Here is a 25,388-nt window from a genome sequence, read left to right as displayed (position 1 = left end):
AATAAATTCACATCCTTTCTAATATAAAGTCGAATGAAATTATTAACTATTTAGAAAATATTCGTTAAATAAAATCTTAGAAAAATTTTACTACAATATTACAGTACAGTCAATAAACTTAATAAAATATTACGTTTTTAAAATGTACAAAATAATAAGTAAATATGGATTTATTTTTTATAAAGTTATAAAATATGAAGTAAATAAAAAAGAGTGGAGTGAATGCTTTGAATAGAAAACAATTGCCAATAGGTTTTTTTGATTCAGGAGTAGGCGGATTAAGTGTAATGAGAGAAGCACTAAAACTTATGCCAAATGAAAATTACATATATTTTGGAGATTCCAAAAATGCTCCATACGGTACAAGGGAAATGAGTGAGGTTAGGGATTTAACTTTTGATGCAGTTAAATTTTTATTAGATAAAGGGGCTAAGGCTATTGTAGTTGCTTGTAATACTGCAACTAGTGCTGCTGTGGCTGAACTTAGAAGAGTATATAAAGATATTCCTATAGTGGGAATAGAACCAGCAGTTAAACCAGCAGTAGAATTAAATAGAGAAGGAGATATTGTTATAATGGCAACTCCTTTTACATTATCACATGATAAATTCGAAAGACTTATGGATAAATATAGTGAAGTTGCAACTATAGAAAAAATGCCTTGCGATGGACTAGTAGAGTTTATCGAAAGTGGAGAACTAAATAGTGATAGAGTGAAAAATTATTTAAGAGATAAGTTTAAGAAATATGAAAGCGACGATAAGAATATAGCTGCAATAGTACTTGGATGTACTCATTATCCTTTTATAAAGGATACGTTAGGAGAAGTTGTAGGAAAAGATATTCCTATAATAGATGGTGGAGAAGGTACTGTAAGGGAACTTAGAAGAAGACTTAAAGAAGCAGATCTTATAAATGATAGGGATGAAAAAGGAAAAGTAGAATTTTATAATTCTTGCGGCAAAGATGAAGTTATAGATCTAAGTAAAAATTTAATTAGAGTATAAATATAAAAGAATATATATAAATAAAGATGTATTTTTGTAAAATACATCTTTATTTATATAACAAACTAAGATATTTACTCTGAAATAAAAATGAAAAGAAATTTTATAAAAAACTTTGTTAAATACTTGACAAAGAAATAGGTACTTGGTATATTATAAGTGTAGAAAGAATTTTCAGAAAATTATAAAAAGAAACGCAACTGAGAATGAATAAATAACTAGAGGTGATTATTATGATGATAAATGTAAAAGAATTTTTAGGAGAAAACTTTGCTGTTGAGGACGCTATAATACTAAGAGATCAAATAAAGAACAACTTAGGAAAAGAAGTAACTTTAGACTTTGAAGGTTTAAATAGAGTACCAAGTACATTCTTAACTTGTCTTTTCAATCAATTAATAAATGAAAAAGGTAGAGATGAAATTTTTAATGCTATAAATGTTAAGAACTTAACAAACTACAATGATTTTGCAAGAGTTGTAATGGGAACAACATTCTTAAATTAATAATATGAGGTAAAATATGAGTGAATTTTTAAAGCAATTTAAAAAGCCACCATCCTTAAAGATTAAGGAGGTGGCTTTTTTTATTTTGCAAAATAACCAAAATAACCAATTTTTAAGTTATTATTTTTAATTAATTTTTAATTAATTTATATTTAATAAAAAAAGTATATAATATCCATAGAAATAAATTAAATAAAGAAAGGATAATGATATGAGTTTAAACATGGGAGTATTCCATATGATTAACGATTTAGCAAATAAAAATGCTACTTTAGATCATATAATGATTTTTTGTTCTAAGTATTTACCTTATATATTTGCACTTACTATAGTCGTTACATTTATAATTGGAATGATTAAGGGAGAGATAAAATATAGAAAGATGGCAGTAAGCACAGTAGTATTTACAATAATAAACTTAATTTTAAGTTTTATTATAGGTAAGTTAGTATATTCACCAAGACCATTTGTAAGTCATAGAGCTAACGTGCTTTATTATCATGCAGCAGATACATCATTTCCAAGTGATCATGCAACTGCAACAATGAGTATAGCATTAGGTTTTGGAATGTTTAGTAAGGCTATGGGATGGGTATATGCAATCTTATCAGTTTTAGTTGGTTTTTCAAGAATTTATGTTGGACATCACTACCCAACAGATGTAATTGGAGCATACATATTAGTTATTATTACAAGCTTAATATATAATAGATTTTTAAAAAATATAGTATCAAATATATATGAATGCGTTGAAAGAAAAGTAATTAATATAATTAAATAAGGAAGTGTAAAAAATGAGTTTTATAAATCAATTCATTGATATAGTACTTCACCTAGACAAGTATTTAGGCGTTCTTATAAGTAACTATGGTTTAGCAACGTATCTAATATTATTCTTAATAATATTTTTAGAGACAGGTCTTGTAGTAACTCCAATTTTACCAGGAGATTCACTAATATTTGCAGCAGCAGCCTTTGCAGCAACTGGAGCATTAAATATAGGAATACTTTTAGTTGTACTAGCGGTAGCCGCAATACTTGGTGATACTAGTAATTATGAAATTGGAAGACATATTGGACAGAAACTTATAAATAGAGAAAATTCTAGGTTTATAAAAAAGGAGTATATTGAAAAAACGAATGCATATTATGATAAATATGGTGGTAAAACAATAGTTATAGCTAGGTTTATACCAATAGTTCGTACATTTGCACCTTTCGTTGCAGGAATAGGAAAAATGAATTATAAGCATTTCATAACATTTAATGCAATAGGGGGAGCACTTTGGGTATGTATAGTAGCAGCTTTAGGCTTTTTCTTTGGTAACATACCGTTTGTAGCAAAAAACTTCTCAGTAGTTATAATAGCAATCATATTTATATCTATTTTACCTGGTGTGATTAGTATATTAAAAGCTAAATTATCTAACAATAAAAATGTGCAGCTTGAAGAAAATGAGTAGCTAATAATAATTGTTTAATAAACCCAAATAATATATAATTTCAGTATATGTATTAATATTATAGTTAAAGAAATGTATGAATTTATATGATTTTTTTGACAATAATAAATACTAGGTTTAACTTTGAAAGGAGAATTTGTTATGAAAAATCCAATAGTAACAATTGAAATGGAAAACGGAGGCGTTATAAAAGCCGAATTATACCCAGAAGTAGCAGAAAATACAGTTAATAATTTTATACATTTAATAAACATGGGATTCTATGATGGTTTAATATTCCATAGGGTAATACCTGGATTCATGATTCAAGGTGGATGTCCAGAAGGAACAGGAATGGGCGGTCCTGGATACTCAATAAAAGGAGAATTCTCAAGAAATGGATTCAAAAATGATTTAAAACATACAAGAGGAGTATTATCAATGGCTAGAGCTATGCACCCAGATTCAGCTGGAAGCCAATTCTTCATAATGACATCAGATGCACCACACTTAGATGGTCAATATGCTTCATTTGGTAAAGTTATTGAAGGTTTAGATGTTTGTGATGAAATAGTAAACCAAAAGAGAGATTACAATGATAGACCATATGAAGATCAAAAAATTAAGAAAGTATCTGTTGATCTAGGAGATTACTCTGCAAAAGAGCCAAATATAAAAGAAGATTAGTATAGAAATAAGAGGTGAGCTGAGTGAACAATAATAAAGCATTATTAGTATATGGATTATCAAAAGATGAGATAAATTCATTAAGATTAATATCTAAGGTTATAGAAATAAAACCAGAAATGGTGGATTTAAAAGTTCACGAAATAGCAAGTGGGAAATTAAATGAAGAGGTTATTGAAATAGTTGACGGAATGAATGAGAAAGCTATATTATTTAATGGCTTCTCAGACAAAGAAGTTAGTGCATCAATCAAGAAGATAAGAAGCGCTGTTAAAGGCGGTGTACTTGCGGTTGTAACACCAATTTCACGTAACTGGTCATTTAGATATTTATTAGGACATTTACTTGAAGAAAGAGAATGGTATGCTAAAAACCAAAAGGAGAGTAAGTAACCTTGAGTAGAGTTGGAGAAAGAATAAAAGAAGCAAGACTTAAAGCTAATATCCCTCAAAAAGTATTAGCTAAAAAGCTTGGTGTTTCAGAAAAGTATATAAATGAAGTTGAACTTGGAAGAAAGATAGCGCAAGAATCTTTTATAAATAAAGCTTCAAAAATATTAAATACTGATTTAAATGATATAAGTATGGTAGTAACTGATGAAGATTTAATGGAAGAAAAAAAGGCACAAAGAGAATCAGCTAAAAACTTTAAAAAGGATAATAAAGCAAATGAAGTTTGGGAAAATGCATTCTCTTCTGTACTTAAAAATGTTCCAATATATGATTATAATTTAAAAAATATAAAAGGACATAAAGAACTTCCTATTCATTCTAATAAGGTTCTTGGACACCCTCAAGATAAAGTATTATATATTGAGGTTTCAGATGATGAAATGAGCGGATTTAGAATGCTAAAAGGTGATTTAGTATTTGGATATTTAGTTACTGAACTTACTCAAAATGGTTTCTATCTTGTAAATTACAAAGGAGAAACTAAGATAAGAGAAGTTAAGAAATTAGATAATTCAAAAGTACTTCTTATGAGCAATAGAGGAAGTATAATGACAGAAACACTAGAAGTTAGAAATCTTAAAGTTATAGCTAAATTAGAATCAGTAGAAATAAAACTTTAGTTAATAAAAAGTCACTTAAGTAATTAAGTGGCTTTTTTTATTATCCAAATTTATAAACATTCATAAGATATTGTAGGAGAAATATAATTTGAGGTGAAAACTTAGTGGAAGGTAAGTTAGATACTTATTTAGAACTATATAGATCTTTAACTGATGATGTGATAAATAGATTAAACTACTTTAATAAAAATGGAATAAGTGAACAAAATACTATAGAAGTTTCAATATTAGCTGGGGATAATGTGGACAACATATCACAAATTGTGGATAACTTAGGAGGAAAGTACGAAGATTTAGGGTATGGATATGGAATAGTTAATATACCTGTGGATAAGTTAAGAGATTTAACAAAAGTAGAGAGTATAAGATATATTGAACTTCCAAAATCATTATATACATCTGATAGTTCGAGTAATAGGGCAGCTTGTGTACAAAGAGCACAAAATAGCTTTGGGGTGCTTGGTGAGGGAATGGTAATAGGATTTATTGATACTGGAATAGATTATACGCATCCCGCATTCAGGTTAGATGATGGAACAACTAGAATAGAATATATTTACGATCTTAGTTTAAATGGAGCTGTATACAATAAAAGTCAAATTAATGAGGCACTAAAAAGCAATGATCCATTTAGTATAGTGCCATCAAACGATATTATTGAACATGGTACACATGTAGCAGGAATAGCATGTGCTGGGGGAGCGATACCTACATCAGATTATGGAGTTGCACCAAAAAGTTCAATTATGATGGTCAAATCAACTAGAGGAAGATTTGCATTAAGTACTCAAATAATGAGAGGACTTAAGTTCTTAGTAGATAAAGGGAAGGAACTTAATATGCCCCTTGTTGTTAACTTAAGTTTAAGTACTAATGATGGAGCACATAATGGAAGCTCACTTTTAGAGAAATATATTAGTACAGTATGTGATTTGGAAAGAATAACTGTAGTTGTTGCAGCTGGTAATGAAGGAGCAGCATCTCATCATGTATCAGGGGAGCTTAGGAGCACACAAACTATAGCATTAAATATTGCTGAAGATGAGACATCACTTCAAATATCACTATATCATGAAGTATTATCAAGAATAAGTATAGAAATAACTAATGCAACTGGTATATCAACTGGAGAAATAGAAATAAGGGAAGGATTAAATGAAGCATTTTTAGATGCAGACAGAGTAGTATTCTTTATGACTGGACCAAAACCATTTGACTTACTTGGCGAAGTCTTAATAAGTATAATTGCAGGATCTACTTATTTAATTTCTGGAGAATGGAAAATAACTTTAAGATTAAGAAATAATTACGGTGGAGAATATGACATGTGGATTCCTATTGCAGAAGGTCTTAATGTAAATACAAAATTCTTAAGGCCTACACTGTATAATACATTAGGAATACCAGCAACTGTACAAAATGTTATATCTGTAGGTAGCTATAATTACATTACTAATACAATATCAAGTTTTAGTGGAAGAGGTAAAGAAGTTGTAGAACTTGGTGATACTAAGCCAGATATAGTAGCGCCAGGGGAGGGGATAAGGGCGCCTATACCAAATAGGAGCTTTGACGTCAAAAGCGGAACTTCAATGGCCACACCACACGTTGCTGGAATTGCTGCACTTATGATGCAGTGGGGAATTCTTAAAAATAATGATAGATTTTTATACGGAGAGAGACTTAAAAGTTATATGGTAAGAGGTGCAAGTAGAGATAGAGTAAATTTAACTTATCCAAATCCATTGTGGGGATATGGAAGAGTTTGTGCCTACGATGCTTTAGAAACAGTCAGATTAATATTAAATGTTCCACAAATGCCTGCTGTTTTCAGAACTGATGATAATGAGTCTAGGAAACAGATTGGAACTGACAATAATGAGCCTAGTCAGGAGAATAAAAATGATAATAATGAATCTAGACAGCAAAATGAAACTGTAAGAAGAATTGTAGAGTATGCAGGTAATATTGATGAAGTAGCTAGTATTACTCCAGGGTTAATTGTTAATAAACTTGATGAAAATTTCGCAATAATAGAGGCACCAGCAGATAGAATCGATCAGATAATAATGGATAATAAAGCAGTAATAGTCCATGTTGAATCATCACCAGTATATACTCTAACTGATATAAGTCCTGTTGAAGCATCTGGAGCGACTTTATTCCATAATAATCCCTACTTAAACCTTAATGGACGAGGAGTATTAGTTGGAATAATAGATACTGGTATTGATTATATGAGTAAAGAATTTATGAGAGAAGATAATACAACTAGAATAGTATCTATATGGGATCAAACTGTTGGAGGCGGAAATATAAATTTTTATGGTACAAATTTTTATCCAGAGCAAATAGATGAAGCTATAAGGATTGGAATGGATGGAGGAGACCCATATAGTATAGTTAATAGCAGGGATGAGATTGGTCATGGGACTATGATTGCAGGGCTTATTGCAGGTCGTGGAGTTGATCCAAGGTTTATTGGAGCTGCACCAGATTGTGATCTTTGTATTGTTAAATTAAGACAGGCATCTAGATCATATTTAAGAGATTTTGGAGTCACTAAAGAAAATGTAATAGGCTATGAAAATGTAGATATTTTATTAGCAATAAAATATATTCTTAGAGAAGGTTTAAGGCTTAATCAACCAGTTGTTATATATATTCCCCTTGGTAATAATATGGGTGGACATGATGGTACTGCAATAGTTGAAAGATATATTGATGATGTATCTAAGAGAAGAGGTCTTGTAGTTGTTACATCAACAGGTAATGAAGGTAATACGGATACTCATACGACAGGAACATTAAGTACAACTGGGGATACTAAAACCATTGAACTCTTAGCATCAAGCTTGCAAAAAGAATTGGTTATGCAAATATGGTGCAATAAACCTGATAAAGTAGCATTATCAATAACATCACCATCTGGGGAAGTAATAAAATATATACCGGCAAAATTACAGGAAGTAGAAACAATTAAATTTGTATTTGAAGGAACAATAATGAAAATACAGTACTTTATACCGGAAGAGATAAGTGGTGATGAACTTATTTCTATAAGAATGAGTAATCTAAGAGAAGGAATATGGCAATTTAAATTAATAGGAGAATATGTAGTTGACGGAAATTATAATGCTTGGATTCCTCAGAGAGAATTATTAGAAGGAGATACTAAATTCCTAAATTCAAATCAATATACAACAACTATGTTACCTTCAACAAGCCAAAGAATACTTGTTGCAGGGTTCTATAATCAAAATAATAATGCAACAGTTGGAGCATCAGGTAGGGGAAATACTAGAGATGGAAGAGTTAAGCCAGATGTTGTTGCTGGAGGAATTAATGCATTAGTACTAGCACCAGGTGGTCAAACAAAAGTAGCAAGTGGTGCATCTATTGCAGGGGCTGTTCTTGCCGGAATATGTGCGCTATTACTTCAATGGGGAATAGTAGATGAGAATGACCCAGATATGTATTCTGTAAAAATGAGAACTTATATAATAAGAGGAACCCAAAAGAGAGAAGGAGAAATTTATCCAAATAGGGAATGGGGATATGGAATATTAAGCTTAAGAGGAATATTTGAAAGTACTAGAAGCAGAGAATTAGAATTACCTAAGAAAATAGATACTGAATTTTATATAGATAATTTATTTATAAGAAGACCAGATAATTAAAGCACAAATAAATTATATTGTGCATAAATTGATTATAAAAGTAATGTTAAGGAGTATATTATGGCCGAAAAAGGAAATTTAATAATTCAATGTTTCAATGGAGATGACTTCATACCTGTAGATGGGACTAAGGCAACAGTAGTTCAAACAGAATCTCCAAATCCTCAACCTATGGAGTTTGATTTAGTTACTGATTCCTCAGGTCTTACACAAGCTATACAGTTAGATGCGCCACCTTTTGAATATTCTCAAAATCCGGAAAATGCAAATAGGCCTTATAGCCTATGTGATATAACTATAAATAGGGAGGGGTTTAATCCGCTTACAATTAAAGGGTGTCAAATTTTCCCTAGAGAAACGGCATATCAAAGATGCAATTTAGTAGAAACATCAAATACTAGAAGTAATAGAGCAGAAATAATACAAATACCTGATAATAGGTTATTTGGGAATTTCCCAAGTAAAATACCAGAAGAAGTAGATAAATTGCTTCCACCACCATCTAGTGGAGTTGTACTACCTAAGCCTGTAATACCAGAGTTTATAGTGGTTCATGAAGGAGGACCTAATTCATCTGGGCCAAATCGTACAGTACCATTTAAGGAATATATTAAAAATGTTGCTTCAAGTGAAATATATTCAACTTGGTCTAGAAGTACAATAACTGCAAATGTATTTTGTATTATCTCATTTACATTAAATAGAATATATACAGAATGGTATAGATCTAAAGGAAAGAATTTTGATATTACAAATTCAACAGCTTATGATCATGCATTCTCTTTTGGTAGAAATATTTACGAAAATATAAGTAATATTGTTGATGAAATCTTTTCAACATATGTAAGAAGAATAGGAAGAAAGCAACCACTTTTAACTCAATATTGTGATGGTAAAAATGTTAGCTGCCCAGAATGGCTTAGTCAGTGGGGAAGTAAAGCATTAGGAGATCAAGGTGTTGAACCGTTTAATATATTAACTAGATATTATGGAACAGATATAGAACTTACAACAGCAGAGCAAGTAAAAGGAAGTCCGAAGTCTTACCCAGGGTATGCTTTAACAATTGGCTCTAGAGGAGAACCGGTACGTTCGATTCAAGAATTTTTAAATAGGATAGCTGATAATTACCCATTAATACCTAAGGTGGCTGTAGACGGAATATTTGGAAATAGCTCTTCACAACAAGTTAAAGTATTCCAAAGTATATTTAAGCTTCCACAATCAGGTATAGTAGATTTTGCAACTTGGTACAAGATATCTGAAGTATACGTTGGAGTAACTAGAATAGCAGAATTAAGATAATAAAAATAAGAGTCTGGAATTCAGACTCTTATTTTTGATTATTTAAAACTTTTCTATTTTTAAAATAGAAGTAAATACTTTGCGAAATAAAGATTAAGCTTAATAAACCAAATAGTGGATAAAGGGTAGCAATTAAGTTACCAAAACCTATTTGGGAAATAGGGAATGCTATTAATATTATTAATAATGCACCCTTTTTAAAACTAATCTTAAAAGTTTTTTCCAAAGTTTTTGCTATGGAGTATATATCTGATACTTCAGTTGAGAACATCTCAAGTAAAATAACCATTAAAAGCAATGCTTGAATGATTGGACTAAACCTTTTTGCAACAAAAAGAAGTGGTATTTCTAAATTATATATATAAGGTTGATTTACTGTAAGAAGTAAATTTATCATTAAGCAAAGTAAAGTAAGTCCTAATGCACCAAAGAATACTCCTAAAGTCATAGTCTTTGTCTTTTTAATCCTCGTACTTAAAGGAACAAGAACACCGGAAAAACAAAGTACATTATATCCCATATAAAGTATTGTAGATAAAGCGAGGCCACTTTCCTTTTTGGGAGTAAAGCTTAATATGTTTTCAATAGAAAATACATCTCCACACAAAACAAAATAAAGAATTGTAATTGTAGAGATTGTTATTATTAAAGTTGGTACTATAAAAGAATTAACTTCTATTAATCCATCAGTACCACGAAGTAAGAAAAATAGAGCAATTACAATCATAATTATTGAGCCGACTATCTTTGGAATACCAAAAAACTGATTTATTAAAGCACCACTACCTGCAAGTATTATTGATGCACTACATATTAGATAAAAAGTAGTTATTAAACCAGTTATTTTTCCAAAAAAGTTTGGACTTATTTTATTTATTACATCACTATAAGATTCAAGCTCATATTTTATACTAATCTTAGATATCATATTACTTATTATAATGTAAAATGTTCCACAAAAAAGTATACATATAAAGCTTAAAGGTCCAAATGATGTAAAGAAGTTAGAAATTTCTTTACCAGAAGCAAGCCCAGCGCCTACAATTGTTCCAATAAAGACAACTGCAACTTGAAAAACTTTTGACCATTCTTTTTTCAAAATAAACCTCCTTAAAATTATTCTCGATCTGTTAAGTTATATGAACATTGATTCTCTCAACCTTAGGAAATACAATAAGTTTGCAAAGACTAAATTACCCCCTAGAAAAGGAGAGAGAAAACAATGAACAAAACAAATATTAGATGCCCTCGTTGTCACTCTAATAAACTATATAAATTTGGTTTTGACAAACAGGCTAATCAAAAATATCAATGTAAAAAATGTAAGCGCCAATTCATCGCTAGCGATGGTGATGGAGTTCCTAAAATGAAGTATCCTAAGTGTCCAAAGTGTGATAAAGGAACTTATTTACATCATTCTTACAAACACTATAATAGATATAAATGTAATAATAAAAAATGTAATCATATTATTGTGCAACATCATAATTTTAATATTGATTCACCATCTAGCGAAGCTATTACCGGGGCCCTTTCTATGAAAGGAATGCGATTCCCATTACAAATTATTATTACAGCACTAACATTATATTACTTGAACAATACATCAACTAGAGCTATATCTCAATTTCTTATGAACACCTTTAATATAAAAGTGTCTCATGTAACTATCGCTAACTGGAGCAATAAATTTGCTCCATACTTTAAACTCAAAGCAGATAACTTTAAACAACAAGTAGATTTGCAATCTGACGATTGGCACGCTGATGAGACTGTTGTTTTTATTAACGGAGTAAAACATTATTTATGGTTAGTTATAGACTCTGAAACGCGATTTATAATATCTTTTCATTTAAGTAGATATAGAAATGAAAGCTCTGCTTTTTCTCTGATCAATGAAGCTAAAAAATATGGTTCACCCTCTAACCTAATTACAGATAGATGGCCAGCTTATAACGAAGCGATAGCTACGCTATTACCGGAAACAAAACATGTACCAGTTAAGCCAATGTCTAGTGATATAAATAATAATCTTATAGAATCTTTTAATAAGACTTTTAAAGCTTGGTATAAGTCCAAAAAAGGATTTAACTCATTTGAAAAAGCTAATAATCTTATTTTTATGTTTATATTTCACTATAATTTTATAAGAATTCATGGGTCGTTAAATAACCTTACTCCCGCTGAAGTCGCTGGCTTCTCTAGTGATAATTTATCTAGGCAATCTTGGTTTATAGCTGCTTAATTTATTAAGAATATCTTTGATTAACCTGCTTGAAAAATTATATTTTGCAGGTTTATTTGCCATGCGCAAATATAGTCAAACTTATATAATTTTCAAAGAACGAGAAAATCTATGATTTATTAAGCTATTTTTTCATAACAACTTAACAGATTCATTATTCTTATTAACAAATATACAAAGTAAACTTAAGATTTATTCTATTTATAAATGAATAAGCTGTATTTTCTAAGGAAAACTAATTTTATAAAGGAATTAAATTAAAAGGAGGAAGAAAATATTGAGAAGAAAGAGATTATTAGTTGGCTTTATTATATGTATTATTTTTATAGTAGGATGTTCAAAAAATAATGATGGACAGAATGTCAATGGAATGTTTAATGTACAAACAGCTAAGCTTACAGCATTAGAATATATGCAAAGACTAGTATCAAATGATATAGAAGGTGCAAATGCTATATCATCACCTAGTGTTGCTGCTAACAATAAGGTAAAAAAAATCGAGGAAGAACCTATAATAGCTTTTGCAGCAGGTAATCTAACTGAGACTGGTCAAAGTGCTTATATAATTTTTAATACTATAAGATTAAACAATAAAAATAAGGGAGCAGATTTAGATCAATATACATTAAAGGTTGAAAAGAGTGGAAAAGAATACAAAATAGCTGATGTGAAAAGTGAAAATTTAAGACAAATATATCAAAAGGGGTCTGAACTTAGAGGTGTAAATAAGGGGACTGGTGATAGTGATTTAATTTTAAGGCTAAAGGATCTACCATTAGAGTTATATACTAAAGATGATAAAGTTCCACTTCAAAAGGTTACAGTACCAAAAGATAAATTTGGGGTAATGTCTATGGACTTTAAAGGTGGAACAATTGCATTAAGTACAGATAATGGGAAAGATAGTTTTATAGGAATTGCTATGATAGAAGATGCAAAGCAAACATTTGCATCTACTAGTAATATGTTAGCTCAAGATGACAGTAAGCAAATAGACGAAAGCAAATTAAGAAAAATTATAGAAAAGCCTATAGCTCAAGATATAATAGGATATGATATTTTAAAAGATTGTATTGTAAAAAAGATGATGTTTACAGAAGAAGGCAGTGAATTAATTGTACAGTATATGAAGGGTAAAAATATGGGATTAAAAATTTATAAAACTCCAGATGGAGAACCTTTAAAGATAGATTTTGAAAAAATATTCCCTATAGATAAATATGAAGTTACATATAAAGGCGGAAGTCAATCTAAATTAATTATAACTGTTAATAGTTCTAGTGGAAATAAAGATATATATCAAGATGCAATAGGAGACTACGTAATCGATCTAACTAAAGAAGAATTAAGTAAGCTATAAAATTGTATAGAAGAAATAAATTTTTACTTATGATATTATAAAAGAAAAAAGGTTCATTGAAAGTACTATGGAGGAAAATATGATTAAGGAATGGAATGGAAAAAGATATCATAGTTTAAATTATTTTTTAAGAGATAGATTTAAGGAAAAAGTATTTAAAATATCACTAGATGGAGGATTCTCATGCCCAAATAGAGATGGAACTATAAGTAAAGGTGGATGTCTTTTCTGTAGTGAAAGTGGATCTGGAGATTACGCAGGTGATAGAGAATTATCAATAACAAAGCAATTTTGTGACATAAAAGAAATGATGAACAAAAAGTGGAAGGAAGGTAAGTATATTGCATACTTCCAAGCGTTTACTAACACTTATGCACCAGTAGAGGAGCTAAAAAGAAAATATGATGAAGCTTTAAAACAAGAAGGTGTTGTTGCAATTGCAATAGCGACTAGACCTGATTGCCTTCAAGATGAAGTTTTAGAACTTTTAGAAGAAATAAATAAGAAATTTTATGTATGGGTAGAACTTGGGCTTCAAACTGTATCTGATGAAACAGCAAGAAAAATAAACAGAGGATATAAATTAGATGCTTATGAAGATGCAATAAGAAGATTAAAAGAAAGAAATATAGACTTTGTAACACATTGTATATTTGGTCTTCCAGGGGAGACTAAAGAAGATATGCTTAAAAGTGTAGATTACATAGCACACTCAGGTTCAAAGGGTATAAAATTTCATTTATTACACTTAATGAAACACACACCTATGGTTAAATTATATGAAAGAGGAGAGCTTGAGTTCTTATCTCAAGATGATTATATAGATTTAATTTGTAAGTCAATTGCAATGCTTCCAGAAGATATGGTCGTACATAGACTTACAGGAGATGCTCCGAGAGATCTCTTAATAGGACCGATGTGGAGTCTTAAGAAATGGGAAGTTTTAAATGCAATAGATAAAGCTTTAGTTGATAATGAAATATACCAAGGAAAAGAATTTAAATAATTTGATTTACAAAGGCAAAGGATGGGGGATTTTTATGAAGATAGATATCATTATTTCAGCAGATGATATAAAGGAAAGTAAAATTAAAAATAAGAATGTAGTAGTTATTGATATGTTAAGAGCTACTACAGTTATAACTACAGCCATTATGAATGGATGCAAAGAAGTAATTCCATATTTAACTGTTGATGAAGCGTTAAATAAGGGGAAAACATTAAGTAGAGATAGTTATGTTTTAGGTGGAGAAAGAAGAGCTGTAAAAATAGAAGGTTTTGATTTATGCAATTCACCACTAGAGTATACAAAGGATACTGTAGACGATAAAACAGTTATTATAACAACAACAAATGGAACAAGAACATTAACTGAATGTACAGAAGCAAAAAGAATATTTGTTGGAGCTATGATAAACGGAAAGGCTGTTGCAGAAAAATTAGTTGAGCTTGGCGATGATGTATGTATAGTTAATGCAGGAACTAATGGCGAGTTCTCTATGGATGATTTTATTTGCTCAGGATATATAATAAATGAAATATTAAAATTAACTAATAAAGTAGATTTAACTGATATAGCTAAAACTGCAAACTATATATATGAAAGCAATCCTTCAATAGAAAGCTTTATACATAGTGCAAGACATTATGGTGTTATGAAGGATTTAGATTTAATGGAAGATATACATTATGCAATGCAAAAAGATATTACAAAAATAGTTCCAGAATATAAAGATGGACGCATTTTAAAATAAAGAAAAGGTCAATCTAAAATTTAATTTTAGATTGACCTTTTTTACAATGGTAGAGGGTATTTCCTCTATTTTTTTAGTAGTTTTCTTTAAATACTTCAAAGAATGCTTGTGGATGTAGGCAAGCTGGGCATTTAGCTGGAGCTTCTTTGCCTTCAAATATAAATCCACAGTTATCGCATTTCCAAAGGACAGTTTCATCTTTCTTAAATACTGTTCCGTTTTCTATATTAGCTGCTAATTTTCTATATCTATTTTCATGTGCTTTTTCAGCAATTGTAATCATTCTATAACATGCAGCAATTTCAGGGAATCCTTCTTCTTCTGCAACCTTTGCAAATGTAGGATAAAGATTTGAATTTTCATCATGTTCTCCTTCAGCTGCATATAAAAGATTTGTTTTTGTATCAGTTGGATATTCTACTGGATATTCTGCTTCGATCTTTAAAGGTTCTCCTTGGAAATCATTTTCTAAGAAGCTATAAAATCTCTTTGCATGTTCCTTTTCATTTTCAGCAGTTTCCATAAATATGTTAGAAATTTGAACGTATCCCTCTTTTCTTGCTTTACTAGCAAAATAAGTATATCTTGTTCTTGCTTGGCATTCACCTGCGAATGATTTCATTAAATTTTTAGCAGTTTCTGTTCCTTTTAAACTCTTCATAATTATTCACTCCTTCTTTTATTATATATTACACACAATAAATATTTATTAGTAATTATTTTCCGTAATGCTATAATATAAAGTATATACCTATTAAGAATTATAATCAATTGATTTTAAGTTAATATTGTAGGTCATATAATAAGTATATGTGAATAATATTGAATATGTGAAAATGTTATTAAACTACTTGGAACACAAAGAACTTTAAGTAGTAAGATTCATCAGAATTCCAAAGAATTGGATGGTCTGATGACTGTGTTCTAAATTCTATTTGTCTTAATGTTCTATGTGCATCATGTGCAGCTTGAGCTATAGTTTCTTTTAATAATTCTTCAGACATATAGTGAGAACATGAGCATGTAACAAAGTATCCGCCTTCTTTAACCATCTTTAATCCTCTAAGGTTAATTTCTTTATAACCTCTCTTTGCACCGCTTACTGTATCTCTTGATTTTGTAAATGCTGGTGGGTCTAATATAACAACATCAAACTTTTTGCCTTCTTTTGACCATGATGATAAAACATCAAAAGCATTATGACATTCAAATTTAACTGTATCTTGAAGGTTATTTATTTCTGCATTTCTTGTTGCGCAATCAACAGCATGTTGTGAAACATCAATACCAAGGACTGATTTTGCACCTGCAATTCCAGCGTTAAGTGCAAAAGAACCAGTGTGAGTAAAGCAATCTAATACGTCTTTATCTTTACATATTCTATGGATAGCTTTTCTATTTTCCTTTTGGTCTAAGAAGAAACCAGTTTTTTGACCGTTTTCTAAATCTACAATATATTTAACACCATTTTCTATTATTTGAATATTAGTATCAAATGGTTCAGTTAAGAAACCTTTAGTTTGCTCAAGTCCTTCAATTTCTCTAGTTTTAAGGTCACTTCTTTCATAAACTCCCTTAGCACCGTATTCTTCAACTAATATTTTAACTATTATATCTCTATATTTATCCATTCCAAGTGTTGAGATTTGAATTACATAATAATCTTCAAACTTATCAACTGTAAGTCCTGGTAAAAAGTCAGCTTCACCGAATATAAATCTACAAGATGAAGTATCAATTACTGTTTTTCTATAATCCCATGCAGCTTTAAATCTTTTCTTGAAGAAATCTTCATTTATTTCTTCATTTATATCTCTTGTCATTATTCTAATTGCAATTTTACTTGCATCATTTATGTAACCTTTACCTATGAAGTAATGTTTGTGATTATAAACTTCAACGATATCTCCATTTTGATAATCACCATCATATTCTTTAATTTCGTCTGTATATATCCAAGGTCTACCTTGTTCTGCCTTTGCTCTTTTGCTCAATTTATGTAAGTAGAATTTACTAGCCATTTAAATTAGCTCCTTTCAAATTAATTCTTTTAAGATTATAACATAAGTACATATAAAACTTATGGAAATAAAATAATTATAAAAATACTTGTTTTTTTTCTAAATAGATAATATATTATATAAAAGATTAACAAAAGAGAGTAGGTATTAGGAGGAAATTATGAATTTATTTTTAAATGAGGAAGCAAATAGATGTTTAGTATGTAAAAATGCAAGATGTAAGGCAGCATGTCCTATAAGTACTGACATCCCAGAGATAATAAAATTATATAGAGAAGAGAAATTTGAGGAAGCAGGAAAAATATTATTTGAAAATAATCCTCTTTCATCAGTTTGCTCTATTGTTTGTCCTCATGAAGATCAGTGTGCAGGAAATTGTATTAGAGGAATTAAAGGAGAACCAATCCATTTCTACGAGATGGAGGAAGAGTTGTCATTAAAATACCTAAACAGTGCAAAATTTGAAAAGCCAGAAGCTAATAGAGATAGAATAGCAATAGTTGGTGGAGGACCAGCTGGAATAACAATTGCATTTATATTAGCTAAGAGAGGTTTTAAAGTTACAATATTTGAAGCACACGAAAAAATTGGGGGAGTATTAAGATACGGAATACCAGAATACAGACTTCCAAACAAAATAGTTGATAAAATATCAGAAAAGCTAGTTGAACTTGGAGTTAAGATAAGACCTAATATAATGATAGGTTCTGTTATAACATTAGATAGATTATTTGAGGACGGATATAAGGCAATATTTATAGGTACTGGTGTATGGAATGCTAAGAAGCTAAATATAAAAGGTGAAACTTTAGGTAATGTTCATTATGCTATTGATTACTTAAAAGCACCAGATGTATATGATTTAGGAGAAAAGGTATGCGTTATTGGCGCAGGTAATGTTGCTATGGATGCTGCAAGAACTGCAAAGAGAAATGGAGCTAAAGAAGTATGTATAGTTTATAGAAAGCATTTTGATCAAATGACTGCAACTAAAAAGGAAATTGAAGAAGCAAAAGAAGATGGAGTTGAATTTGATTTATTTAAAGCTCCAGTTGAAATATTAGAAGACGGAATTAAAGTTGTTAAAACTGAAAATGTAGAAATTGATGGGAAAATACAAACAAAAACTTTAGATGGACAGGAAGAGTTTATAAAGTGTGATTCTGTTATAGTTGCAATAAGCCAAGAGCCAAGAACATATATAGTTTCAAGCACTGAAAAACTTGAGACAAATAAATGGGGACTTGTTATAACTGATGTAGACGGAAGTACTACTAAAGAAGGTGTATTTGCATCAGGAGATGTTGTTACAGGTGCTAAGACTGTAGTTCAGGCTGTAGCACAAGCTAAGATAGTTGCAGATTCTATGGAAAAATATTGCGAAGAACATAAATAATAAATGAAATAAAAAAAGACTATTACAAAAATGATCTAAAATCAATTATGTAATAGTCTTAATTTTATTTGTTGTCAATTGGGTTTTTATTAGTTGATGTCCATTGATTGTTACCTGCAGTTTTTTCTTTGCTGCAAGTAGCATCACCTTTTGATTCTACTGGAGTTGAAACCCATTGATTATTAGTTGCGCTCTTTTCTTGTTTCATATAAATTCCTCCTTCCTATAACACAATTAGTTTCTGCATTATAGAAGATTTAATTCTAGGAATTTATTTGTATTCACCGTTATTATATTGTTCAATTAATTGTTGTATTTTAAATACACATCTAGAACCACCACAGCAGCCAGTTCCAGCACCAGTTGCTTTTTTAACTTCATCCATTGTTCTAGCACCATCTCTTATAGCATCTTTAATCTTTGCTCTAGAGATTGCCTTGCAAATACAAACCTTAGTTAATTTATCCATTATTTCTTGATTTACATTATTATTTTCCATAAAGACTCCTCCGATTTTAAATTTATTTATATAATTTTACGATTAAATTTCAATTTGATTTTATATAATAATTTAAACACTAAGAGAAAAGAAAATCAATACTAATTAATAATTTTTATTAATTAAATTAGAAAAATTTAAAAATAGGGTTTAATTGACTTTTTTAGGGGCATAATATATAATGTTTTTAATAAAGACAATGATTAGGAAAAGTAGTTAATAAACTTATTTAAAGAGAGTAGTTGTTTGGTGCAAAACTATAATAAGTATTAATGAAAATCACCTAGGAGTTGGTGGCCTAAAGGCATATTATTGCTTATTAAGTTAACCCGTAATTCTGCGTTAAAGAATAGAGTATGATAGTACTTGAATTTAGCCAATTATTAATTAAATAATAGAAGAGAAAATCTGTTATTATAACGTTATTTTTTATAACATTAATAATTGTATTATTACCATGGGTGGTATAGCGAGTATTTACTTCGTCCTATAGTAGGGTGAGGTTTTTTTTATACAAAAAATTAAAATTTATATATAAAGAAAGGAGATTTTACATGTACAAAAAAGTAGAACTTACAAATGGTTTTGTAGGTATGGAACAAGAGATTGCTAACCTTTGGAAAGCAAGAAATGTAATCAAAAAGAATTTTGATATGAACCAAGATGGTGAATATTTCACTTTTTATGATGGACCTCCAACAGCTAACGGAAGACCACACGTAGGTCATATCCTTACAAGAGTTATGAAGGATATAATCCCAAGATATAAAGTTATGAGAGGCTTTAAAGTTATAAGAAAAGCAGGTTGGGATACTCATGGACTTCCAGTTGAACTTGAAATAGAAAAGAAACTTGGAATTTCAGGTAAAGAACAAATCGAAGATTATGGCGTAGAAAAATTCGTTAAAGAATGTAAAGATAGTGTATTCACATACGTAAATATGTGGGAAAAGATGACTGACAAGATCGGTTATTGGGTTGATATGGATGATCCATATGTAACATACCATAACCCATACATTGAATCAGTATGGTGGGCATTAAAACAAATGTGGGAAAAAGACCTTCTATATAAAGGACATAAGGTTATGCCTTACTGCCCAAGATGTGGAACAGCTCTTTCATCACACGAAGTATCACAAGGATACAAAGATGTTAAAGACTTAACTGCAGTAGCTAAGTTTAAAGTTTCAGGAGAAGAAAATAAATACATACTAGCTTGGACAACAACTCCTTGGACATTACCTTCAAACGTAGCTTTATGTTTAAACAAAGCATATGATTACATTGAAGCTAAAGTAGGAGATGAAACTTACATTTTAGCTAAAGAATTAGCACCAAAGGTACTTGGAGAAGACTTTGAAGTAGTTAAAGAATTCAAGGGTGCAGATTTACTTGGAATGAAGTACGAACAATTACTACCATTCCACAAACCAGAAGGAAAGGCATTTGAAGTAATTCACGGAGATTTCGTAACACTTTCAGACGGTACTGGAATAGTTCATATAGCACCAGCTTATGGTGAAGACGATAGCTTAGTTGCTAAAAAGAACAACATGGCATTTATAAACTTAGTTGATACAGAAGGTAAGTTCGTTGAAGAAGTAACTCCATGGGCAGGAAAATTAGTTAAAAAGTGCGATCAACAAATTTGTGACTACTTAGAAAATGAAAATAAATTATTTAAAGCTGAAAAACATACTCACTCATATCCACACTGCTGGAGATGTGACACACCACTTCTTTACTATCCAAAAGATAGCTGGTTTGTAGCTATGACAACTTTAAGAGATAAATTATTAGCAAATAACGATAAGATTAACTGGTTACCAGACAACATAAGAACTGGTAGATTCGGTAAGTTCTTAGAAAATGTTATTGACTGGGGTATTTCAAGAGATAGATACTGGGGTACACCACTTCCAATATGGGAATGTGAATGCGGACATAAAGAATGTATCGGAAGCATTGAAGAATTAAAAGAAAAAGGAATTAATGTTCCAGATGATATAGAATTACACAAACCATTTATAGATAAAGTTAACTTAACTTGTCCTCATTGTAATAAAGAAATGAAGAGAACTCACGAAGTTATCGACTGTTGGTTTGACTCAGGATCAATGCCATTTGCACAACTTCACTACCCATTTGAAAATAAAGAATTATTTGATCAAAACTTCCCAGCTCAATTTATATCAGAAGCTGTTGACCAAACTAGAGGATGGTTCTACACATTACTTGCAATTTCAACTGCAATATTTGATAGAAATCCATTTGAAAACTGTATCGTTTTAGGTCACGTTCTTGATAAGAAGGGCTTAAAGATGAGTAAATCAAAGGGTAACGTTGTTGATCCATTTGATGTACTAGATGCTCAAGGTGCTGATGCTACAAGATGGCATTTCTACACTGCAAGTGCACCATGGCTTCCAACTAGATTCTCAATTGATGATGTTGGAGAAGCTTCAAGAAAGTTCTTAAGTACATTATGGAATGTATACTCATTCTATGTATTATATGCTGACTTAGACAACTTCAATCCAATGGATTACGCTGATTTCGTATCAGACAATGTAATGGATAAATGGATAATGTCAAAATTAAATACATTAATTAAGACTGTTGAAGATGGATTAGATGACTACAATATAACAGGATCAGCTCTTGCAATTGAAGAATTCACAGATGAGTTATCAAACTGGTATGTAAGAAGAAATAGATCAAGATTCTGGTCATCAGAATTAACTGATGATAAGATAGGTGCTTATGTAACTCTTAATAAGGTACTTGTTACTTTAGCAAAAGTTGCAGCTCCATTTGTTCCATTCATAACAGAAGAAATTTATCAAAACTTAGTAGTTAACTTAGATAAGACTGCTCCAGAAAGTATTCACTTATGTAGCTGGCCAAAAGTTAACACTGAAGCTATAGATAAAGAATTAGAAAATGATATGGACTTAGCTTATACAATAGTTAAGCTTGGAAGAAGTGCAAGAAACGGTGCTAACGTTAAGAACAGACAGCCACTTTCAAAGATACTTGTATCAACAACATCACTTCCAGAATACTATGGTGATATTATAGCTAACGAACTTAACATTAAAGAAATAGAATTCGGTGCAGACCTTTCTAAATATGTTAACTTTGAAATAAAACCTAACCTACCAGTACTAGGAAGAGCTTACGGTAAATTAATTCCAGGAATCAGAAAAGAAATTGCTTCAAGAGACCAAATGGAATTAGCTCAAAAGATTAAAAATGGTGGAGTAGAAGTAATAAATGTTGACGGAACTGAAATTGAACTTAATGCTGATAGCATTCTTGTAACAATGCAAGGTCTTGATGGATTTGCATTTGCAGGTGAAGGTTCAACAGGAGTAGTTCTAGATACTCATATAACAGAAGAATTAAGAGAAGAAGGTCATGTAAGAGAAATCATCTCAAAAATTCAAAATATGAGAAAAGAAAAAGGATTCGAAGTTTTAGATAACATAAAACTTTATATTGCAAACAACGATATGTTAATAGATGTAATTAAGAAATTCCAAGATACTATTAAGAAAGAAACTTTAACTAAGGAAATAGTATTTAATGGTGAAGCTGACTTCGTAGAAGTAACTATTAATGGTGAAAAGTTAGATATGACTGTTGAGGTTGTAAAATAACATTTAATTAAAATAAAGCAGGCTAGATTAAAAATATTAAAATTCTAGCCTGTTTTTGATATTTTAATATATATTTACAAAAATTTTAGGAAAACTATAATTAAAGAAGGGTTTTCATTGAAATAAAGCGAATATATTAGTATAATAAATTATCAAAGGTGGTTAGGAGTGATAGAAGAATGGCTACTTCAATAAAAGATGTTGCTAGAGAAGCTGGTGTTTCAATCGCTACAGTTTCTAGAGTATTAAATGACATAGACGTTGTAAACGAGGACACGAAAAAGAAAGTTTTAGACGCAATCAAAAAGCTTGGATATAGACCAAATATAGTTGCTAGAAGTTTAAAGACACAAAGAACAAAAACTATAGGTATATTAATTCCAGATATATCAAGTCAATTTTATCCTGAAATAGTTAGAGGTGCTGAAGACGTATCTAACATATACGACTATAATATAATACTTGGTAATTCAGACTTTGATGTTGAAAAAGAAAAAGAATATTTAAAAGTTCTTAAAGAAAAAATGGTAGATGGAGTTATCTACATGAGTAGTTCACTTCAAGATGAAATATTAGATTTAATTAATGAATTAGATTTAAAAACAATTCTTGTTGAGACTAAAGATAAGGAAGGAAAGCTTCCAAGTGTTACTATAGATAATGTTCAAGGTGCTTATGATGGAACAAAGTACTTAATAGATAAAGGAATAAAAAACATAGGATTCGTTGGGGTTCAAAAGAACGAAATGAACGCATGGAGCGACAGATACATAGGATTTGAAAAAGCTATGGAGGATGCTTCAATAAGTATAGATGAGGACTTAGTTCACTTATCAGACCTTAAAGTTAAGAGCGGTTATGAAGCTGCAAAACAATTCATAAATAAAGGCAAAAAAGTAGACGGTATTGTTTGTGCTACTGATGAATTAGCTATGGGAGTAATAAATGGATTAAGAGATAACGGAATTAGAGTCCCAGAAGATGTAAGTGTTATTGGATTTAATAATAACTATGTTGGAGAAATATTCTATCCAAAATTAACAACAGTTGGTCAACCAAGTTACGATATGGGTTCTGTTGCTATGAGAATGTTAATAAAGCTTCTTAATAAGCAAGAGCTTGAACAAGCGCAATATGTATTACCATATAGAATTGTTGAAAGAAATAGTGTAAAATAGTAAATATTATAAGTCATCCTTATTTTAATAAGGGTGGCTTATTTTTTTATTTGTGATATTATAATATTTGTGAAAAAAGTGTTAATAAAAAATAAATATAAATTTATTTTTTAAAATCACTATATGTATAAAGGAATTAGTATTGACATTAATAAGGAGGGGTTAGTTTATATGAATAAACAAAAAAGACTTGGAGAAGAACCAATATTAAAACTTTTATTGAGTTTCTCTATACCAGCTATTGTGGGGATGGTAGTAAATACTTTATATAATATAATTGATAGAATGTATATTGGAAGAATAGAGGGAATAGGACCTTTAGCTTTAACTGGTGTTGGAATAACAATGCCAATAATGACTATAATATTAGCTTTTGGTATGCTTGTCGGGATAGGAACAGCAGCGAGAGTTTCTTTAAAACTTGGTGAACATAACAAAGATTCTGCAGAAGAGCATTTAGGTAATGCATTTACTTTAATAATTATAATAAGTATAGCAATAACTATATTAGGACTTTTATTCTTAGATCCGATACTTGGAATGTTTGGAGCTAGTGAAAATACAGAGATTTATGCTAGACAATATATGCAAATAATATTTATTGGTACAATAGTTAATATGTTAAGTTTTGGACTTAATCATTCAATAAGAAGTGATGGAAGTCCTAAAGTAGCAATGCTTTCTATGTTAATTGGAGCAATAACTAACATAATATTAGATCCTGTATTTATATTTGGATTCGGTATGGGTGTTAGAGGAGCAGCTATTGCAACTGTAATATCTCAAGTTTTAACAACAATATGGATATTTCAATATTTCACTATAGGAAAAAGTATTATTAAACTTAAAGCAAGTAACTTAAAGCTTAAACTTCCTATAATTATTAGTATATTTTCAATTGGAATGAGTCCATTTAGTATGCAGCTTGCAGCAAGTATTGTACAAGTATTAGCTAATAATTCATTAAAAGAATATGGTGGAGATTTAGCAATTGGTGCAATGACTATAATATCAAGTGTTTCCATGATATTCTTAATGCCTATATTTGGAATAAACCAAGGTTCACAACCTATAATAGGTTATAATTATGGGGCAAAGAAGTATGATAGAGTAAAAGAAACAGTTAAATATGGCGCAATAGCAGCTACTATAATAGTTGTTATTGGATGGATTATAACTCAATCAGCACCACAAGTACTTATAGCAATATTTAATAATGACCCAGAACTTGTAGGAATTGCAACAAACGGAATAAAAATTTATTTATTTATGATGCCTTTAGTTGGATTCCAAGTAATTAGTTCAAATTACTTCCAATCAATAGGTAAGGCTAAGATATCAATGTTCTTAAGTTTACTTAGACAAGTAATATTATTAATTCCATGTATTTTAATCTTGCCAAAAATATTCGAGTTAAATGGAATATGGCTTTCAGGAGCAGTTTGTGATGGACTTTCATCTATTATAACAGGAATTATATTCTTATATTCCGTTAAAAAATTAAAAACTGAAGAAGTAGAAATGAAAGAAGGATTAGAAGTATCATAATAAATAAAGGTATGCTAAATGCA

Annotated in this window: 22 protein-coding genes; 17 read left to right on the top strand and 5 right to left on the bottom strand. The window is 30.1% G+C overall.

Translation table 11 applies throughout. The features are described from left to right. The first annotated feature begins 227 nt into the window (after positions 1 to 227). The 9 genes from murI to ACZ5TJ_RS00255 all read left to right on the top strand — a co-directional run bounded on the left by murI (position 228) and on the right by ACZ5TJ_RS00255 (position 9,699). Positions 228 to 1,007, top strand: coding sequence for a glutamate racemase (murI, locus tag ACZ5TJ_RS00295; RefSeq protein WP_464200622.1), 780 nt, complete (start codon positions 228 to 230; stop codon positions 1,005 to 1,007). A 233-nt stretch (positions 1,008 to 1,240) separates the two neighbouring features. Next, positions 1,241 to 1,513, top strand: a complete 273-nt coding sequence (locus ACZ5TJ_RS00290; RefSeq protein WP_464200621.1) for an STAS-like domain-containing protein — start codon at positions 1,241 to 1,243, stop codon at positions 1,511 to 1,513. 238 nt (positions 1,514 to 1,751) lie between these two features. Next, a complete protein-coding gene (locus tag ACZ5TJ_RS00285; protein WP_464200620.1) occupies positions 1,752 to 2,294 on the top strand; it encodes an undecaprenyl-diphosphatase in 543 nt (180 codons plus the stop codon). A 13-nt stretch (positions 2,295 to 2,307) separates the two neighbouring features. After that, positions 2,308 to 2,976: a DedA family protein gene (locus tag ACZ5TJ_RS00280; RefSeq protein WP_464200619.1), complete on the top strand. Its 669-nt coding sequence runs from the start codon at positions 2,308 to 2,310 to the stop codon at positions 2,974 to 2,976. Between the two features lie 141 nt (positions 2,977 to 3,117). Further along, positions 3,118 to 3,642: a peptidylprolyl isomerase gene (locus ACZ5TJ_RS00275; protein ID WP_464200617.1), complete on the top strand. Its 525-nt coding sequence runs from the start codon at positions 3,118 to 3,120 to the stop codon at positions 3,640 to 3,642. 23 nt (positions 3,643 to 3,665) lie between these two features. Then, a complete protein-coding gene (locus ACZ5TJ_RS00270; RefSeq protein ID WP_039312462.1) occupies positions 3,666 to 4,034 on the top strand; it encodes a DUF3783 domain-containing protein in 369 nt (122 codons plus the stop codon). Positions 4,035 to 4,036: 2 nt separating this feature from the next. Then, the gene (locus tag ACZ5TJ_RS00265) at positions 4,037 to 4,714 is read left to right on the top strand and encodes a helix-turn-helix domain-containing protein (protein WP_464200616.1); all 678 of its coding nucleotides are present in this window, start codon (positions 4,037 to 4,039) and stop codon (positions 4,712 to 4,714) included. Positions 4,715 to 4,818: 104 nt separating this feature from the next. Continuing rightward, positions 4,819 to 8,394: a S8 family serine peptidase gene (locus ACZ5TJ_RS00260; protein ID WP_464200615.1), complete on the top strand. Its 3,576-nt coding sequence runs from the start codon at positions 4,819 to 4,821 to the stop codon at positions 8,392 to 8,394. A 60-nt stretch (positions 8,395 to 8,454) separates the two neighbouring features. Beyond that, positions 8,455 to 9,699, top strand: coding sequence for a peptidoglycan-binding domain-containing protein (locus tag ACZ5TJ_RS00255; protein WP_464200614.1), 1,245 nt, complete (start codon positions 8,455 to 8,457; stop codon positions 9,697 to 9,699). 28 nt (positions 9,700 to 9,727) lie between these two features. Here the strand turns inward: ACZ5TJ_RS00255 and ACZ5TJ_RS00250 are convergent, their stop codons facing one another. Next, the gene (locus ACZ5TJ_RS00250) at positions 9,728 to 10,798 is read right to left on the bottom strand and encodes a YkvI family membrane protein (protein WP_464200613.1); all 1,071 of its coding nucleotides are present in this window, start codon (positions 10,796 to 10,798) and stop codon (positions 9,728 to 9,730) included. A gap of 123 nt (positions 10,799 to 10,921) precedes the next feature. Here ACZ5TJ_RS00250 and ACZ5TJ_RS00245 point away from each other — a divergent pair, with 123 nt between their 5' ends. The 4 genes from ACZ5TJ_RS00245 to ACZ5TJ_RS00230 all read left to right on the top strand — a co-directional run bounded on the left by ACZ5TJ_RS00245 (position 10,922) and on the right by ACZ5TJ_RS00230 (position 15,058). Then, positions 10,922 to 11,944, top strand: coding sequence for an IS6 family transposase (locus ACZ5TJ_RS00245; RefSeq protein WP_464198879.1), 1,023 nt, complete (start codon positions 10,922 to 10,924; stop codon positions 11,942 to 11,944). Positions 11,945 to 12,221: 277 nt separating this feature from the next. Continuing rightward, positions 12,222 to 13,304 (top strand): hypothetical protein, encoded by a 1,083-nt coding sequence (locus ACZ5TJ_RS00240; RefSeq protein ID WP_464200612.1) that lies wholly within the window; start codon positions 12,222 to 12,224, stop codon positions 13,302 to 13,304. A 79-nt stretch (positions 13,305 to 13,383) separates the two neighbouring features. Next, complete coding sequence (mnmL, locus tag ACZ5TJ_RS00235) at positions 13,384 to 14,310, top strand: tRNA modification radical SAM protein MnmL/YtqA (RefSeq protein ID WP_464200611.1); 927 nt, start codon at positions 13,384 to 13,386, stop codon at positions 14,308 to 14,310. Between the two features lie 34 nt (positions 14,311 to 14,344). Then, on the top strand, positions 14,345 to 15,058 hold the full coding sequence (locus ACZ5TJ_RS00230) for a 2-phosphosulfolactate phosphatase family protein (RefSeq protein WP_464200610.1): 714 nt from the start codon (positions 14,345 to 14,347) through the stop codon (positions 15,056 to 15,058). 73 nt (positions 15,059 to 15,131) lie between these two features. Here the strand turns inward: ACZ5TJ_RS00230 and rbr are convergent, their stop codons facing one another. Both rbr and ACZ5TJ_RS00220 read right to left on the bottom strand, forming a co-directional pair. After that, positions 15,132 to 15,719: a rubrerythrin gene (gene rbr / locus ACZ5TJ_RS00225; protein WP_464200609.1), complete on the bottom strand. Its 588-nt coding sequence runs from the start codon at positions 15,717 to 15,719 to the stop codon at positions 15,132 to 15,134. Between the two features lie 181 nt (positions 15,720 to 15,900). Further along, the gene (locus ACZ5TJ_RS00220; RefSeq protein ID WP_464200608.1) at positions 15,901 to 17,079 is read right to left on the bottom strand and encodes a class I SAM-dependent rRNA methyltransferase; all 1,179 of its coding nucleotides are present in this window, start codon (positions 17,077 to 17,079) and stop codon (positions 15,901 to 15,903) included. Positions 17,080 to 17,239: 160 nt separating this feature from the next. On the opposite strand from ACZ5TJ_RS00220, the gene ACZ5TJ_RS00215 reads away from it, so the two are divergent. Next, on the top strand, positions 17,240 to 18,475 hold the full coding sequence (locus ACZ5TJ_RS00215) for an NAD(P)-dependent oxidoreductase (protein ID WP_464200606.1): 1,236 nt from the start codon (positions 17,240 to 17,242) through the stop codon (positions 18,473 to 18,475). Positions 18,476 to 18,539: 64 nt separating this feature from the next. On the opposite strand, the gene ACZ5TJ_RS00210 is transcribed toward ACZ5TJ_RS00215, so the two are convergent. Further along, the gene (locus tag ACZ5TJ_RS00210; RefSeq protein ID WP_171991992.1) at positions 18,540 to 18,683 is read right to left on the bottom strand and encodes a hypothetical protein; all 144 of its coding nucleotides are present in this window, start codon (positions 18,681 to 18,683) and stop codon (positions 18,540 to 18,542) included. A 63-nt stretch (positions 18,684 to 18,746) separates the two neighbouring features. Next, positions 18,747 to 18,974 (bottom strand): (2Fe-2S)-binding protein, encoded by a 228-nt coding sequence (locus tag ACZ5TJ_RS00205; RefSeq protein ID WP_464200605.1) that lies wholly within the window; start codon positions 18,972 to 18,974, stop codon positions 18,747 to 18,749. A 554-nt stretch (positions 18,975 to 19,528) separates the two neighbouring features. Here ACZ5TJ_RS00205 and ileS point away from each other — a divergent pair. The 3 genes from ileS to ACZ5TJ_RS00190 all read left to right on the top strand — a co-directional run bounded on the left by ileS (position 19,529) and on the right by ACZ5TJ_RS00190 (position 25,365). After that, a complete protein-coding gene (gene ileS / locus ACZ5TJ_RS00200; RefSeq protein ID WP_464200603.1) occupies positions 19,529 to 22,639 on the top strand; it encodes an isoleucine--tRNA ligase in 3,111 nt (1,036 codons plus the stop codon). 179 nt (positions 22,640 to 22,818) lie between these two features. After that, complete coding sequence (locus ACZ5TJ_RS00195; RefSeq protein ID WP_464200602.1) at positions 22,819 to 23,817, top strand: LacI family DNA-binding transcriptional regulator; 999 nt, start codon at positions 22,819 to 22,821, stop codon at positions 23,815 to 23,817. A gap of 171 nt (positions 23,818 to 23,988) precedes the next feature. Next, positions 23,989 to 25,365, top strand: coding sequence for an MATE family efflux transporter (locus tag ACZ5TJ_RS00190; RefSeq protein WP_464200601.1), 1,377 nt, complete (start codon positions 23,989 to 23,991; stop codon positions 25,363 to 25,365). Positions 25,366 to 25,388: the final 23 nt, after the last annotated feature.

The sequence above is a fragment of the Clostridium budayi genome (genome assembly GCF_055396605.1).
This window is presented reverse-complemented; position numbering and strand designations above follow the sequence as displayed.